At 72.0% G+C, this 15,245-nt stretch carries 13 protein-coding genes; 6 read left to right on the top strand and 7 right to left on the bottom strand.

The window, feature by feature from the left end:
• Positions 1 to 397 precede the first annotated feature (397 nt).
• From arc to Prum_RS38730, 4 genes are all read right to left on the bottom strand, one after another.
• Positions 398 to 2,179, bottom strand: coding sequence for a proteasome ATPase (gene arc, locus Prum_RS38745; protein WP_218577574.1), 1,782 nt, complete (start codon positions 2,177 to 2,179; stop codon positions 398 to 400).
• 130 nt (positions 2,180 to 2,309) lie between these two features.
• On the bottom strand, positions 2,310 to 2,897 hold the full coding sequence (locus Prum_RS38740) for a hypothetical protein (RefSeq protein WP_173081761.1): 588 nt from the start codon (positions 2,895 to 2,897) through the stop codon (positions 2,310 to 2,312).
• Positions 2,890 to 3,813 (bottom strand): tRNA (adenine-N1)-methyltransferase, encoded by a 924-nt coding sequence (locus Prum_RS38735; protein WP_173081759.1) that lies wholly within the window; start codon positions 3,811 to 3,813, stop codon positions 2,890 to 2,892. The genes Prum_RS38740 and Prum_RS38735 overlap by 8 nt, the downstream gene beginning before the upstream one ends.
• A complete protein-coding gene (locus Prum_RS38730; RefSeq protein ID WP_371871325.1) occupies positions 3,810 to 4,964 on the bottom strand; it encodes a site-2 protease family protein in 1,155 nt (384 codons plus the stop codon). Before Prum_RS38730 ends, Prum_RS38735 begins: the two co-directional genes overlap by 4 nt.
• A gap of 68 nt (positions 4,965 to 5,032) precedes the next feature.
• Between Prum_RS38730 and Prum_RS38725 the strand changes: the two genes are divergently transcribed.
• The 5 genes from Prum_RS38725 (at position 5,033) to Prum_RS38705 (ending at position 11,473) form a co-directional block, all read left to right on the top strand.
• The gene (locus tag Prum_RS38725; RefSeq protein ID WP_173081757.1) at positions 5,033 to 5,926 is read left to right on the top strand and encodes a RecB family exonuclease; all 894 of its coding nucleotides are present in this window, start codon (positions 5,033 to 5,035) and stop codon (positions 5,924 to 5,926) included.
• Positions 5,927 to 5,935: 9 nt separating this feature from the next.
• The gene (locus Prum_RS38720; protein ID WP_173081755.1) at positions 5,936 to 7,168 is read left to right on the top strand and encodes a sensor histidine kinase; all 1,233 of its coding nucleotides are present in this window, start codon (positions 5,936 to 5,938) and stop codon (positions 7,166 to 7,168) included.
• A gap of 19 nt (positions 7,169 to 7,187) precedes the next feature.
• A complete protein-coding gene (locus Prum_RS38715; protein ID WP_173081753.1) occupies positions 7,188 to 7,865 on the top strand; it encodes a response regulator in 678 nt (225 codons plus the stop codon).
• Positions 7,866 to 8,150: 285 nt separating this feature from the next.
• Positions 8,151 to 8,921, top strand: coding sequence for an ABC transporter ATP-binding protein (locus Prum_RS38710; RefSeq protein ID WP_173081751.1), 771 nt, complete (start codon positions 8,151 to 8,153; stop codon positions 8,919 to 8,921).
• Positions 8,921 to 11,473 (top strand): ABC transporter permease, encoded by a 2,553-nt coding sequence (locus tag Prum_RS38705; protein WP_173081749.1) that lies wholly within the window; start codon positions 8,921 to 8,923, stop codon positions 11,471 to 11,473. The genes Prum_RS38710 and Prum_RS38705 overlap by 1 nt, the downstream gene beginning before the upstream one ends.
• Positions 11,474 to 11,711: 238 nt before the next feature.
• Here the strand turns inward: Prum_RS38705 and Prum_RS38700 are convergent, their stop codons facing one another.
• The gene (locus Prum_RS38700) at positions 11,712 to 12,527 is read right to left on the bottom strand and encodes a class F sortase (RefSeq protein WP_173081747.1); all 816 of its coding nucleotides are present in this window, start codon (positions 12,525 to 12,527) and stop codon (positions 11,712 to 11,714) included.
• Positions 12,517 to 13,095, bottom strand: coding sequence for a hypothetical protein (locus Prum_RS38695; RefSeq protein ID WP_173081745.1), 579 nt, complete (start codon positions 13,093 to 13,095; stop codon positions 12,517 to 12,519). Before Prum_RS38695 ends, Prum_RS38700 begins: the two co-directional genes overlap by 11 nt.
• Before the next feature lie 148 nt (positions 13,096 to 13,243).
• Here Prum_RS38695 and Prum_RS38690 point away from each other — a divergent pair, with 148 nt between their 5' ends.
• Positions 13,244 to 14,536 carry a serine/threonine-protein kinase gene (locus tag Prum_RS38690; RefSeq protein ID WP_173081743.1) on the top strand — a complete coding sequence of 431 codons (1,293 nt, stop codon included), beginning with the start codon at positions 13,244 to 13,246 and terminating at the stop codon, positions 14,534 to 14,536.
• A gap of 6 nt (positions 14,537 to 14,542) precedes the next feature.
• Here the strand turns inward: Prum_RS38690 and Prum_RS38685 are convergent, their stop codons facing one another.
• Positions 14,543 to 15,196, bottom strand: a complete 654-nt coding sequence (locus Prum_RS38685) for an HAD family hydrolase (RefSeq protein WP_281369147.1) — start codon at positions 15,194 to 15,196, stop codon at positions 14,543 to 14,545.
• Between the last annotated feature and the right edge of the window lie 49 nt (positions 15,197 to 15,245).

The following is a 15,245-nucleotide window of genomic DNA, read 5'->3' as shown; positions in this document are numbered from 1 at the left end:
TCGCTGCGCGGATCTGGCCGGCCAGGGAGACGCGGCGGCCTTGACCCCGCCCCGCCCGTCGACCGTCCCAACCACGACGGTGATCATGAAGTTAGCGCCAAGGAAACCGCTTTCCTCGCCGCTAACCCCATGATCACCGCGCGGGGGAGCCTGCCGGCTGACGTCGATCAAGGAGGGGACGCCCCTCCCGCACGACCTCTCGCCGATCAAGGAAAACCGCGTCGATCAAGGGCAAACGGTCGTGGTTTGGAGATCAAAGCACGGCCATATGCCCTTGATCGACGTGAAGAGCGGGCGTGAAGAGCGGGCGTGAAGAGCGGGCGGGAGCGAAGGGCGGGCGCGGACACGGGCAGGGCCCGCGACCCCTGGAGGGGTGCGGGCCCTGATCGATGGAGCGCTACAGGTACTGGCCGGTGTTGCTGACCGTGTCGATCGAGCGGCCGGCCTCGGCGCCCTTGCCGCCGGAGACGAGCGTACGGATGTAGACGATCCGCTCGCCCTTCTTGCCGGAGATGCGGGCCCAGTCGTCCGGGTTGGTGGTGTTGGGGAGGTCTTCGTTCTCCCGGAACTCGTCGACGCACGCGTCGAGCAGGTGCTGCAGCCGCAGCCCCTTGCGCCCGGAGGACAGGAACTCCTTGATCGCCATCTTCTTGCCGCGGTCGACGATGTTTTGGATCATGGCGCCGGAGTTGAAGTCCTTGAAGTACAGGACCTCCTTGTCGCCGTTGGCGTACGTGACCTCGAGGAAGCGGTTCTCCTCGGTCTCGGAGTACATCCGCAGGACGACCGCTTCGATCATCGCGGCGACCGTGGCCTGAGCGTCGTTGCCGTGCTCGGTCAGGTCGTCCGGGTGCAGGGGCAGCCCGGTCAGGATGTACTTCGAGAAGATGTCCCGTGCCGCCTCGGCGTCCGGCCGCTCGATCTTGATCTTGACGTCGAGCCGGCCGGGGCGCAGGATCGCCGGGTCGATCATGTCTTCCCGGTTGGAGGCGCCGATCACGATGACGTTTTCCAGGCCCTCGACGCCGTCGATCTCGCTGAGCAGCTGAGGAACGATCGTGTTCTCCACGTCGGAGGAGACGCCGGAGCCGCGGGTGCGGAACACCGAGTCCATCTCGTCGAAGAACACGATCACCGGGGTGCCCTCGCCGGCCTTCTCCCGGGCCCGCTGGAAGATCAGCCGGATGTGCCGCTCGGTCTCGCCGACGTACTTGTTGAGCAGCTCCGGGCCCTTGATGTTGAGGAAGTAGCTGGTGTGCTTCTCCTCACCCCGGCCCTCGGCGATCTTCTTCGCCAGCGAGTTGGCGACCGCCTTGGCGATCATCGTCTTGCCGCAGCCGGGCGGGCCGTAGAGCAGGATGCCCTTCGGCGGCCGGAGCTGGTGCTCCCGGAAGAGGTCGGAGTGCAGGAACGGCAGCTCCACCGCGTCCCGGATCGCCTCGATCTGGGACTGAAGGCCCCCGATGTCGGCGTAACCGACGTCCGGGACCTCCTCGAGGACGAGCTCCTCGACCTCGCTCTTCGGGATGCGCTCGTACGCGTACGCCGAACGCGGCTCGATCATCAGCGAGTCGCCAGCCCGCAGCGGGCTGCCGATCAACGTCTCGGCGAGGTGGACGATGCGCTCCTCGTCGGCGTGGGACACCACCAGCGCCCGGTCGCCCGGACCGCCGGCGGGGTGCTCCAGCACCTCCTTGAGCATGACCACCTCGCCAACGCGTTCGTAACCGAACGCGTCGACGATGTTGAGCGCGTCGTTGAGCAGGACCTCCTGCCCGCGACGCAGCTCGTCGACGTCGAGCGACGGAGATACCGCCACCCGTAGCTTGCGACCGCCGGTGAACACGTCCACCGTGCCGTCGTCATGCCTGGCCAGGAAGACGCCGTAACCGCTCGGCGGCTGTGCCAGGCGGTCAATCTCTTCCTTGAGCGTCACAATCTGGGCTCGAGCCTCTTTGAGAGTGCTCACGAGCCGCTCGTTGTTTTCGGTCAGTCGGGCAAGCTGCGCCTGCGTTGCCGCTAGCCTCTCCTCGAGCTGCCGGACGTGTCGTGGGCTTTCGGTCAGCTTACGCCGCACCAGAGCGAGTTCCTCCTGAAGGAACGCGACCTGAGTGGAGAGATCGTGGGCCTCCTTCTCCCACCGTGCGGCGCGCGAGTCCGCGTCGTCGCTGCGTGCCACGTCCCACCTCCCCGGGGGCTCAAAACGTACTGCCATAACACTAACCGGTGTTACGACGATTCGAACCTACGCAACACCCTCGTCACTGACTCTTGATCTCTTTGGTCCAGCGACTGGGACGACAACCCGGCTACAGCGTCGGTCTCCCCACCAACGACGCCACCAACCGGGCAAACTCCTCCAGTCGCCCAATCTGCCCCGCACCGCCGTCGTCGAGGGTCTTGCCGAAGCGCAGGGCGTCGTGGCGTACCGCGTTCTGGTGCTCCTCGGTGGGCGCGGCGGGGTTCGGACCGGCCTCGTCAAGGGAGCTGAGCAGCAGGTACACGTCGATGCTGTCGACCCGGACCTGCCCGGTCGGGGTGCGGGTGAGGCGCCGCCGGCAGCCCACCTCGGTGACCGTGGACAGCGGCACCACGCGCAGCGACGAGGTCATCGACCCGGCCGGGCCGTCGCCGGGGGCGACGTCCTCGCCGTGCCACAGGATCAGCCGGCTGCCGTCGCAGACCACGACCTCCTGCCAGACGCCGTTGACCTCGTTGACGAAGCGCTCCAGCGTGAATCCCAACACGGTGGCGCCGCGCAGCACCCCACCGAGGGCCTCCAGGGCCACGTCGGGGTCGCGCAGGTAGGCCCGCGCCGCCGAGTCCAGGTCCGTGTACGGCGACCAGTCCGGAAAGACCGCCGGTAGCTCACCGCCCCCGAAAGCCGGCCTAGCCACCGCCGCCCGCCCCTTCAGCGCCGCGGGCCGCGGCCTTGCGCATCTGGTACGCCTCAGCCCCCTTGCTCGGCTTGCGACGGCGGGCCGGCGCGGTCACTCCCGGTGCCAGCCGCCGGGTGGAGACCAGGAACGCGGTGTGGGCGATCATGCGGTGGTCCGGGCGGACGGCCAGCCCGTCGGCGTGCCAGTCGCGCACCAGGGACTCCCAGGCGCGCGGCTCGGTGAAGCCGCCCCGCTCGCGCAGCGCCTCGACCAATTCGGACAGCTGGGGCGTGGTCGCCACGTACCCGATGAAGACGCCGCCGGGGACGAGCGCCCGCTCGACCAGGTCGAGCGCCTCCCACGGGGTCAGCATGTCCAGAATGATCCTGTCAAAGCCGGTTTCGTCGCATTCGGCCACGTCGCCGTTCTTCAGCGTCCACGCCGGGTGCGGCCCGCCGAAGAACGCCTCGACGTTCTTGCGGGCGATCGCGGCGAAGTCCTCGCGCAGCTCGTACGAGTGCAGCTCGCCGGCGGACCCGACGGCCCGCAGCAGCGAGCAGCTCAGCGCGCCCGACCCGGCGCCGGCCTCCAGCACCTTGGCGCCCGGGAAGATGTCGCCCATGGCGACGATCTGCGCCGCGTCCTTGGGGTAGATGACCTGGGCGCCGCGCGGCATGGACAGCACGTAGTCGGACAGCAGCGGCCGCAGCGCCAGGTACGCCGTGCCGCCGCTGGACGTCACCACGCTGCCGTCGGGCAGGCCGATCAGCGCGTCGTGGTCGAGCGCCCCGCGATGGGTGTGGAACGACTTGCCCGGCACCAGCACGATCGTGTGCATCCGGCCCTTGGGGTCGGTCAACTGCACCCGGTCGCCCGGGCGGAACGGGCCACGGTGGGCAGGGATCGACTCGACGTCGGACAGCGCGGCGGTCACGAATTCATCTTCCGGTTGGGCTCGAGGAGCTGGGCGAGGTCGGCGACGTGCAGGACGCCGACCACATCTTCACCCGCGGTCACCAGATACTGCGCGCCCGGGTGGGTCTGGACGGTCTTGATGACCTGCTCGCCGCTCAGGCCGACCGGAATGGTGTGGATGCCGTCGATGCCGCGGGCGACCGTGTCGACCGCGACCCAGGGGCGCCGCTCCGCCGGCACGGCGGCGGCCGCGGCCCGGTCGACGAGGGCGACGAGCCGCCCGGCGGAGTCCGCCACGCCGAGCGAGACGTCGGCCGGCCCGGCGTCGCTGCCGCGGCGCTGCGCCTCCGCGAGCGGCGTGCCGGTGGGCACGGCGAACACGGGACGGGCCAGCCGGGCGACGTCGATGAGCGGGAAGCGCCGGCTGATCCGGGCCACCCGGATCGACTGCCCGGCGCCCTGCCACAGCGTGAACGCGACGAGCAGCATGAACGCGAGCCCGAACGGCGACAGCACGTCCGCGATGGTCAGCAGGGCGACCACGGCGGCGGTGCCGATGGCGACGGCGCGCCCGACCCAGCCGGCGACCTCGGTGCCGAGGTGCCGGTCGCGGGTGATCGCCCACACGCCGGCGCGCAGCGCCCGCCCGCCGTCCAGCGGCAGGCCGGGCAGCGAGTTGAAGATGGCGACGATGATGTTGCTCACCGCCAGCTGGAACGCGAGCTGGTTGGGCAGGGTGCGGTCGGGCAGCGCGAGGGTGGCGGCGGTGGCCAGCACGCCGAGCACGAGCGACACGGCCGGGCCGGCGAGCGAGACCAACAGGTCGACCTTGGGGTTCGGCGCGTCGCGGTCCATCTCGGTGTAGCCGCCGAGCAGCTCCAGCGTGATGCCGCGCACGCCGATACCGTACCGGCGGGCGGTGAGGGCATGGCCGAGTTCGTGCAGGAGCACCGAACCGAGCAGGCACACCACGAAGCCGAACCCGATGACGTAACCGGCCACTTGCGACAGATCCAGCTCCCGCCGGACGAACTCGCCATAGATGACCGTCACCAGCAGCGCGAGCAGCAGCATGGAGGCGTTGAGGTACAGCGGCACACCGAGCACCCGCCCCACGGCTAGCCCGGGTCGGCGCTCGGGACGGTCCTGCCGCGGTGCGCGATCCTCCACGCCTCGATGCTACGGGTTGCGCCGCGCGCCGCGCGCTTCTGTCGTACCCGTGCCATAGCCTTCTGCGCATGACGGTGGCTGAGCCCGATGTCGTGGGCCCTGAGGTGACCTACCCGACCTTGTCCCCGTCGCGGGCCGCCGACTTCAAGACCTGCCCGCTGCTGTTCCGGTTCCGCACCATCGACCGGCTGCCCGAGCAGCCCACGGCCGACCAGGCCCGGGGCACGCTGGTGCACGCGGTGCTGGAGCACCTGTTCGACCTGCCGGCCGCCGAGCGCACCCCGGCCGCGGCGCTCGCCCTGGTGGCGCCGCAGTGGGCCCGGCTGACGGAGGAGGCGCCGCTGCTGGCCGAGCTGTTCGCCGACGGCGAACAGGAGGGCTTCCTCGCCTCGGCCGGCGACCTGCTGGACGGGTACTTCGCGGTGGAGGATCCGCGCCGGCTGGAGCCGGCCGAGCGGGAGAGCCTGATCTCCACGGTCATCGACGAGCGGCTGCTGATCCGCGGCTACGTCGACCGGCTCGACGTCTCGCCGGCCGGCGACCTGCGGGTGGTCGACTACAAGACCGGCGGCGCGCCGCGCGAGGCGTTCGAGGCGCGGGCGCTGTTCCAGCTCAAGTTCTACGCGCTGGTGCTGTGGCGCACGCGCGGGGTGGTGCCCCGGGTGCTGCGCCTGCTCTACCTGCGCGACCAGGAGATCTGCGACTACGCGCCGGACCCGGAGGAGCTGCTGCGGTTCGAGCGCACGCTGCTGGCGCTGTGGCAGGCGATCGACCGGGCGACCGCCGAGCGAGACTTCCGGCCCAAGCCGAGCCGGCTCTGCGACTGGTGCAGCCATCAGGCCCTCTGCCCGGAGTACGGCGGGACGCCGCCCCCGTTTCCCGAACGGACGATCCCCCTCATCCCGCAGGAGGAGGACCGGCTCACCGCGGGCGACGAAGGACAGGCGCGCGGTAACGGATAGCGTCGCTGCATGGCCCGCGCCGACGCTCCGCTCGCCGGCCGGCCGCTGTTCGGCGGCTGGTGGGCACGGTTGCGCCTGGACGGCGAGACCCGCCGCACGCTGCGCTACGACGGCCTGCTCGCCGCCGCGGTCGTCGCCGTCGAGCTGGTACTGACCGCCATCGGCCCACCGCAGCCGCGCGAGGTCGGCTGGCCGGGTGTCGTGCTGTTGAGCCTCACCGGCGCCCTGCCGCTGCTGCTGCGCCGGACCGCCCCGTGGAGCTCGGTGGTGCTGCTGCTGGCCGCCGGCGCCGCCTCGGCGGTCACCGAGCACCAGATGGTCACCGGGACGGTGGCGATCCTGCTGCTGACGTACACGGTCGCGGCCCAGTTCGTGCTGCCGCGAGCCTCGCTGGCCACCGCGCTGCTCTGGGTGCCGGTCGTGATCCTCAACCTGGTCACGCCGCCCGACCTGCGCCCGAACGACATGTCGGCCGGCTACGTCATCTTCCTCAACGGCCTCATCGCCATGGTGTGCTTCTTCGTCGGCCGCACCGTGCACGCCCGGCGCACCTCGACGGCGGCGCTGGAGGAGCGGGCCCGCGCCGCCGAGGAAAACCAGCGCGCCCTCGCCGAGCAGGCGGTCGGCGACGAGCGCCGGCGCATCGCCCGCGAGCTGCACGACGTGGTCGCGCACCACGTCAGCGTGATGGGCGTGCTGGCCACCGGCGCGCGGCGGGTGCTGAGCCGCGACCCGGACTCCGCCGACGAGGCCCTCGCCACCATCGAGGACACCAGCCGCACCACGCTGCGCGAGATGCGGCGCCTGCTCGACGTGCTGCGCACCGACGCCGAGCCGGCCGCCGACCTGAGCCCGCAGCCGGGCCTGGCCGGCATCGAGGCGCTGGTCGAGCAGGTACGCGAGGCGGGCCTGCCGGTGGCGCTGCGGGTCGACGGCTCCCCCGGCCCGCTCGATCCCGGGGTGGCGCTGACCATCTACCGGATCGTGCAGGAGGCGCTGACCAACGCGCTCAAGCACGCCGGGTCGGCCACCGCGCAGGTCCGGCTCAGCTTCGGCGTGTACTGGCTGATCGTCGAGGTGTTCGACACCGGCCGCGGGCCCGCGCCGGGCTCGGACCGGGTCGGCCACGGCCTGGTCGGCATGCGCGAGCGGGTCGCCCTCTACGGCGGCACGCTGCGCACCGGCCCCCGGCCCGGCGGCGGCTTCCGGGTGTACGCGAAGATCCCCATGGAACAGCGTTGACGGGTAAAGAGGAGCACGCGTGACAGGCACCGAGCGGCCGGTACGGATTCTGCTCGCCGACGACCAGCCGCTGCTGCGTACCGGGTTCCGGATGGTGCTCGGCGCGGAGGAGGACCTGGACATCGTCGGCGAGGCCGGCGACGGGGCCGAGGCCGTCGACCTGGCCCGCCGGCTGCTGCCGGACGTCGTCCTCATGGACATCCGGATGCCCCGCATGGACGGGGTGGCCGCGACCCGCGCGATCGTCGACGCCCGCCTGCCGGTGCGGGTGCTCATCCTGACCACCTTCGACCTCGACGAGTACGTCGTCGGCGCGCTGCGGGCCGGCGCGAGCGGGTTCCTGGCCAAGGACGTACCCGCGGAAGACCTGGTCACCGCGATCCGCACGGTGGCCGCGGGCGAGGCGGTGGTCGCGCCGCGGATCCTCAAGCGGCTGCTGGACCGCTTCGCGGAGAGCCTGCCGGACCCGTCGGCGACGCCGCCGAAGGCGCTGGACTCGCTGACCGAGCGGGAGCGCGAGGTGCTCATCCAGGTGGCCCGCGGGCTGTCCAACGCGGAGATCGCCGGGGCGCTGTCGGTGAGCGAAACCACCATCAAGACGCATGTCGGGCACGTGCTGACCAAGCTCGGGCTGCGCGACCGCGTACAGGCGGTCGTCCTCGCGTACGAGACGGGTCTGGTACGCCCCGGCGCCTGACTCCTCCTGCAGGAGTAGCGGGCGCCCGGCGGGGGACGTACCCGAAGACTCTCCGCAAGCACGACGGCTCGGCGCCCCTGGTCACCTAGCGTGAGACAAAGCATCGGGGGTGCACGCGCTCAGGGGTAACCCTGAGCGCGTGTAGGGGGTGGCCCGCATCGAAAGGTGGGTTTCGGGTTCACCCCGTGGACGGACGATTCCGCTCTTGCCCGCCCTGACCATGGATGCTGCCGGCCGGTGCGCACGAAGCTCCGGCCGGACCAGATTTTCTTCCGAGGGGGACAAGTGACAACGACGGTAGCCCGAGACACGCACGTGGCGGCCCGCGCCAGCGACGTGTGGAAGGTGTACGGCTCCGGCGAGGCCCAGGTGGTCGCGCTGCGAGGGGTGACCGCCGAGTTCGAACGGGGCAGGTTCACCGCGATCATGGGCCCGTCCGGGTCCGGCAAGTCCACATTGATGCACTGCCTGGCCGGGCTGGACTCGGTGACGCGCGGGCAGGTCTCCATCGGCGACACGGTGGTGACCGGACTCGGCGACGCCGGCCTGACCAAGCTGCGGCGGGACAAGGTGGGCTTCATCTTCCAGCAGTTCAACCTGCTGCCGACGCTGTCCGCGCGGGAGAACATCCTGCTCCCGCTGTCGATCGCCGGACGCAAGCCGGACCAGGCGTGGTTCGACACCGTCATCCAGACGGTCGGCCTCGGCGACCGGCTCGGCCACCGGCCGTCCCAGCTGTCCGGCGGCCAGCAGCAGCGGGTGGCGTGCGCCCGCGCCCTGGTGGCCCGGCCCGAGGTGGTCTTCGCCGACGAGCCGACCGGCAACCTGGACTCCCGCTCCGGCGCCGAGGTGCTGGGCTTCCTGCAGCGCTCGGTCCGCGACTACGGCCAGACCATCGTCATGGTGACGCACGACCCGGTGGCCGCCTCGTACGCCGACCGCGTGGTCTTCCTCGCCGACGGCGGGATCGTCTCCGAGCTGCTGGACCCGACGCCCGAGTCGGTGCTGGACACGATGAAGCGCCTCGACGTGCTCACCGGTGAGGCGGCGGCCTGATGCTGCGCGCCACTCTGAAAAGCCTGCTCGCCCGCAAGCTGCGCCTGGTCCTGTCCGGGCTGGCGGTGGTGCTGGGCGTGATGTTCGTGGCCGGGGCGTTCGTGCTCACGGACACGCTGGGCCGCTCGTTCGACGCGGTGTTCGCGTCCGCGCTGTCGCAGACCGACGTCGGCGTGAGCGCCAAGCCCAAGGTGGAGGTCTCCGAGTTCGAGGGCGAGGAGGTGCAGGCCCCGATCCCGACGTCCACGGTGGACACCGTCCGGTCGGTGCCCGGCGCCGCCAAGGTCACCCCGTACGTGTCCGTCGACGGCGCCCGCCTCATCGGCAAGAACGGCAAGGTGGTCACCTCGTTCGGCCCGCCGCAGCTCGGTGAGAGCTGGACCGGCGAGGACGAGCTCGTGCAGTTGCGCGAGGGCCGCGGCCCGACCGCCGACAACGAGATCGCCATCAACGCCACCCTCGCCAAGACCGCCAAGGTCACCGTCGGCGACACGGTGGGCGTGCTCACCCTGGAGCCGAAGAAGGACTTCAAGATCGTCGGCATCTTCGGCTACAGCGGCGGCCGGGACAGCCTCGGCGGCGTACAGCAGGTCGACTTCACCGAGCCGGTCGCGCAGAAGCTGATGCTCGGCGAGACCGGTGTCTACAGTGGAATCACGGTGAAGGCCGCGGACGGCGTCTCGCACGAGAAGCTGCGCGACGACATCGCCGCCGCGGTCGGCAGCGGGTACGAGGTGAAGACCGGCAAGCAGCTCGCCGACGAGGCGTCCGACAGCATCAAGCAGGGGCTGAGCTTCTTCAACAACATCCTGCTCGGCTTCGCCGGCGTCGCGCTCTTCGTGGGGATCTTCCTGATCCTCAACACGTTCTCCATCATCGTCGCGCAGCGGACCCGGGAGCTGGCGCTGATGCGCGCGGTCGGGGCCAGCCGCCGGCAGATGATCGGCTCGGTGCTCGTCGAGGCGGTCATCATCGGCCTGGTCGCGTCCCTGCTCGGCCTCGGCGCCGGCGTCGGGGTCGGCGCGCTGCTGGCGTTCGCCTTCAGCAACCTCGGCGGCGGCGGCCTGGAGATCGCGTCGGTCGGCGTGCCGGCCAGCGCGGTGATCAGCTCGTTCGTGGTCGGCCTGCTCGTCACGGTGATCGCCGCGACGCTGCCGGCGCTGCGGGCCTCCCGCATCCCGCCGGTCGCGGCGATGCAGGACGTCGCCAACCCGGACCGCCCGCTGACCCGGGTCACCATCATCGGCGCGATCATCGGCGCCGCGGGCGGCGCGCTGCTGGCGTTCGGCCTCAGCGGCAACGCCGGCGACGGGACACTGTGGACCGTCCTAGGTGGAGTGCTGATCACGTTCATCGGCGTGGCACTGCTCACCCCGCTGATCAGCAAGCCCGTGGTGTCGCTGCTCGGCCGGCTGTTCTCCTGGTCGGTGCCCGGCAAGCTGGGCCGGCTCAACTCCGGGCGCAACCCGCGCCGCACCGCCATCACGGCGGCCGCGCTGATGGTCGGCATCGCGCTGGTCACCGGCGTCACGGTGATCCTCGACTCGGCCAAGTCGAGCTTCACCAAGCTCGCCGAGAACACCATCAACGCCGAACTGGTCATCTCCGGCACGCAGAGCGGGCCACGCCCGCCGAGCTTCGACGCCGCCGTCCTGGACAAGGCCGCGGCCCTGCCCGGGGTACACGAGGTCGCCGGCCTGTACGCCGACATGGCATCGGTCGACGGAAAGCGGGAGTACGTCACCGCGGTCAGCGACATCGGCGCGCTGAAGGACATCTACCGGGCCACGCCCACCGCCGGCACCATCGACAGCCTCGGCGACGACCAACTGCTGGTCGACTCGAAGACGGCCAAGGACATGGGCCTGTCCGTGGGCGCCACGCTCTCGGTGCAGACGTCCCGGGGCGACGCGAAGACGTACACGCTCTCCGGCGTCTACAACGAGTCGGATCTGTACAGCGGGTTCGTGCTCCCGGTGACGGCGGCGAAGGGCTTCGCGGTGCCCCAGCCCACCCAGGGCTACCTGCAACTCGACCCGGGCACGTCGGTGTCGCAGGTGCAGTCCGAAGTGGACAAGCTGCTCGCGGACAGCCCCGAGGTCTCGGTGGCCGACCGGAGCACGTTCATCGACGAGCAGACCAGCAGCCTGGACGGCGTCCTCACGATGATCCAGATCCTGCTGGCGCTGGCGATCCTCATCGCCGTACTCGGGATCGTGAACACCCTGGCCCTGTCGGTGCTGGAGCGGACCCGTGAGCTGGGCCTGCTGCGGGCCATCGGCCTGCGCCGGGCGCAGACCATGCGGATGGTCACGGTCGAGGCCGTGGTGATCTCGATGTTCGGCGCGCTGCTGGGCGTCGTGGTCGGATCCGGGCTGGGCGCCTCCGTGGTGCGCGCCCTGAAGGACGACGGCATCACCGACCTGGTCCTTCCCTGGTCCCAGATGGGGCTGTTCGTGGTGCTGGCAGCGGTCGTTGGAGTGGTCGCCGCGGTCCTGCCCGCGATCCGCGCAGCACGGCTGAACGTGCTGGGCGCCATCGCGCACGAATAGCCCAGATCGGGGGTAGATGGGGGGCGGCTCGGGCGGGCCGCCCCCATCGTTGCCCCCGCCCCCGTCCCCGCCCCCGTCCCCGCCCTCCCGTCCCCCGCCCACGGCGCCGGCCCGCGTCGATCAAGGGCTTCCGCGTCGATCAAGGGCAAACGGCCGCGCTTCGATCTCCAAACCACGACCATATGCCCTTGATCGACGCACAAAGCCTTGATCGACGAGCGAACGCGCGGCGTACGGGTCAGTGGGTCTCGGTCATGCTGGCGAACACGATCACGTTGTCCGTGTACCGGCCGGCCTCGTACTGGCCGCCGCAGGTGACCAGGCGCAACACCGGTACGTCGACGTCCGCGTACACGCGGTCGGTGGGGAACGCGGTCTTGGTGAACCGCTCGACCGTGCTGACCGTGAACACCGCCGTACGCCCGTCCTCGCGGGTCACCTCGATGGGGTCGCCGGGCTGGATCCGGGCGAGGTACCAGAACACGGCGACGGCCTTCTTCGAGTCGACGTGGCCGACGACCACCGCGGAACCCGGCTCGCCGGGCGCCGGCCCGGGGGCGTACCAGGATGCCCGGTGCGCTGTCTCGTACGGGGGTGTCTCGATCGTGCCGTCCGGCAGCAGGCCGATCTGGTCGACCCAGGCCCGAAGGTTGATGGACGGAATCGCGATCTTCGTCGGGACCGACCGGTCGAGCGCGGGCGCCCGCCAGATCGGCATGCCGGCGGGGACGCGGTCCGGCTCCGGCGCCTCCCGTACGACGGGTGCCGGCGCCCCGGTCGCGGCGGGCGCGGCCAGGGCGGGCGGTCCGGCCGGCGCGGCGGTGGCGGACCGGATCTGCGTGACGCCCCAGCCGGCGAGGACGGCGACGAGCAGCCACGCAATCAGCCGGTTCCGGCGTACCCGCGAACTGGATGGCGGCCGCGGCGGCGGGGCACCCGTGCCCGGCCCGAAACCGGGCCGGGCACCAGGGCCGAGGCGGGGCACCGGGCGGCGCCCCACGCCGGGCTGGAAGCGGCGGGCCGGGCCCGCGTCGTACCGGGCGCTAGGCCCCACGGCGGCGCCGGCGGCTCAGGGTGAGGACCAGGCCGGCCGCGCCGGCCACGGCGAGAGCACCGACGCCCAAAGCCACGCTTCCGGCCTGCTGCCCGCCGCCGCCACCGGTCTCCGGGGCACCGCTGGGCTTGACCGTCGGCTTCGGCGTGGAGTCGGTCGCGCAGGCGTGGGTGAGGACAAACTGCGGGGCCGTACCCGTGACCTCGGCCGAGGCGCCGGTCAGCGTCCAGCCCGCCGGGGTGATGATCCACGCCTTGCTCGTACCCATGTCGTTTTCGATCTCACCGGCCGGCCCGGGGAGGGAGACCGACCCGTTCGCCCCGAAGTTCGCGGTCAGTGACAGGAAGACGCCGTTGTTCATGGGCAGGTTGAACACCCACACGTCCTCGCCGGGGTGCGGCCCACCACCGAAGTTGGGGTCGCAGTTCTGTTCGGCCTTGGCGGCGGTCGTCGGGACGTTGCCGGGATTGATGTTGATTTGGACGGCCCACGCCGGACTGGCCGGGCCTACGACGAGAACGCCGGCGGCGGCCACCACGCCGAGCCGGTACAGCCACGCAGCACGCATTACACCCTCCAGGCATACCGGATAATTCCGGCAAAAGCGTATGTCAGCCGGAGGTTTGGGCTGGTCAGCCGCGTGCCGGCGTGTCTTGCCACATCGGCGGCCACCCCTCGGGCGACACGGTTGGACCGGACCCCGCACACTGTTGTCCGTGTCCTCGTTCCAGCCCGGACTGCGCCTGCACGATCGCTTCACGCTGGTGGAGCGGATCGGGCTGGGCGGGATGTCGGAGGTCTGGCGCGCCGGCGACGCGGTGCTCGACCGCCACGTCGCGGTGAAGGTGCTCGCCGCGCCGGTGGCCGTCGACCATGCGGCGACCTGGCGGGAGGCCCGTGCGGCGGCCCGCCTCGCCCACCCCCACGTCACCCAGGTGTACGACTACGGCGAAGCGCCCATGCCGGACGGCTCGGTCGTGCCGTACCTCGTCATGGAGCTGGTCGACGGCCAGCTGCTGGCGGACCGCCTGCGGGCCGGCGCCCTGCCCTGGCCGGAGGCGGCCCGGATGGCGGCGCAGGTCGCCGGCGCGCTCGCCGCCGCGCACCGCCTCGGCGTCGTGCACCGGGACGTCAAGCCCGGCAACGTCATGCTCACCGCGGCCGGGGCGAAGGTGCTCGACTTCGGCATCGCCGCGCTCCTGGACCGGCCCGAGCCGGAGCGCGGCCTCGTGGTCGGCACCCCCGGCTACGTCGCCCCGGAACGCCTGGCCGGCGCCGCCGCCGAGCCGGCCAGCGACGTGTACGCCCTCGGCGTGCTGCTCCACGAGGCGCTCACCGGGCGACCGCCCCGCCCGGGCGCCGCCCCGGACGTGCCCGGGCTGCCGCCGGACATCGCCCACCTGTGCCGGGCCTGCACCGCGGCGCAGCCGGCCGACCGGCCCACCGCCGCCGAGGTGGCCGCCCGCCTGGGCTCCCCCGCTGTCGCCCCCGCGCCGGTCGCCCGCTTCCCGTCGCCGCCCACGATCATCGAGCGCCTCCCGGCCCGGCGCGAGCCCAACCGGCTGCTCCAGATCGGCCTCGCCGGCGCGGTCATGGCGATCGGGTTGACCGTGGCGGTGGTCGCCGCCGCGCTCTACCCGGACGGGTCGACCGGCGCCGCCCAGCCCGGCCCGACGGCCACCGCCACCGTCTCGCCGACGCCGCCCGCCTCGACCGCGCCGCCGACCACCCCGCCGCCCTCCGCGCCGGCCGCCGTGCTCGTGGCGCTGGACCGGACCGTGACCGAGGCGCTGAACGACGGCCGCATGGACCGGCGCGCCGCCCGCCGGCTCCGCGACCGGATCGACAAGCTGCGCGAGGACGTCCAGGACGGCGAGTCGGACGAGCAGATCCGCGACCGGGTCAGGGACCTGCTCGACGACATCGACGACCAGGCCGACGAGGGCCGCCTCGACGAGCGGACCGCCAACGAGCTGCGGGACCTCGTCGCGCCCCTCCTGGTGGCCTGACCCGGGCTAGCGGGTCACATCGACCGAGCCGAGCAGACCAGCGAGCAGGTCCAGGTCCGCGCCGGTCAGGCTCTCCAGCAGGTGTACGCCGCCCGCCGGGTCCAGCGGCACCTCACTGGGCACGCCGAGCACCGCCGCGCCGGCGGCGAGCGCGCTGGCCACACCGGCCGGCGAGTCCTCGATCGCGACGCAGCGCTCGATGGGTACGCCGAGCAGCCGGGCGGCCATCCGGTACGGCTCCGGGTCCGGCTTCGGCGAGCGCACCTCGTTGCCGGCCACCACCACGTCGAAGTTGTCCGGCCCCAGCGTTTCCAGGGCGACGTCCACGAGGGGCCGGGCGGTCGAGGTGACCAGCGCGGTGGGGATGGCCGCCGCGCGTACCGCTGCCAGCAGGCCCAGCGCCCCCGGCCGCCACACCAGCCCGGTGCGGAAGAGCTCGACCATGCGCCGCTCGACCCACGCGGAGCTGGCGTCCAGGTCGCGCCACTCCTGCCCGAGGTCGGCGTGCAGGATCCGCATCGAGGTCGTGGCGTCGCTGCCGACCATCGCGATGCGGGCGGCGTCGGAGAGCGTGCCGCCGTACGATGCGGCCAACTCCTTCAGCGCGACGTCCCAGAGCTTCTCGCTGTCGACGAGGGTGCCGTCCATGTCGAACAGCACGGCGGCGAGTCCCGGCCTGGTCAGGGTCACCCGTCGATCCTCCCCGACC

It is taken from the genome of Phytohabitans rumicis, assembly GCF_011764445.1.
Lineage (GTDB): Bacteria > Actinomycetota > Actinomycetes > Mycobacteriales > Micromonosporaceae > Phytohabitans > Phytohabitans rumicis.
The sequence above is the reverse complement of the archived record's forward strand: the minus strand, read 5'-3'. Positions and strand labels throughout refer to the sequence as shown.

Excerpts from the sequence above, each read along its gene's own strand:
- Prum_RS38705 (WP_173081749.1), top strand. The coding sequence starts at position 8,921 with ATGCTGCGCGCCACTCTGAAAAGCCTGCTCGCCCGCAAGCTGCGCCTG.
- Prum_RS38725 (WP_173081757.1), top strand. The coding sequence starts at position 5,033 with ATGACGGTGGCTGAGCCCGATGTCGTGGGCCCTGAGGTGACCTACCCG.
- Prum_RS38695 (WP_173081745.1), bottom strand. The coding sequence starts at position 13,095 with ATGCGTGCTGCGTGGCTGTACCGGCTCGGCGTGGTGGCCGCCGCCGGC.
- Prum_RS38720 (WP_173081755.1), top strand. The coding sequence starts at position 5,936 with ATGGCCCGCGCCGACGCTCCGCTCGCCGGCCGGCCGCTGTTCGGCGGC.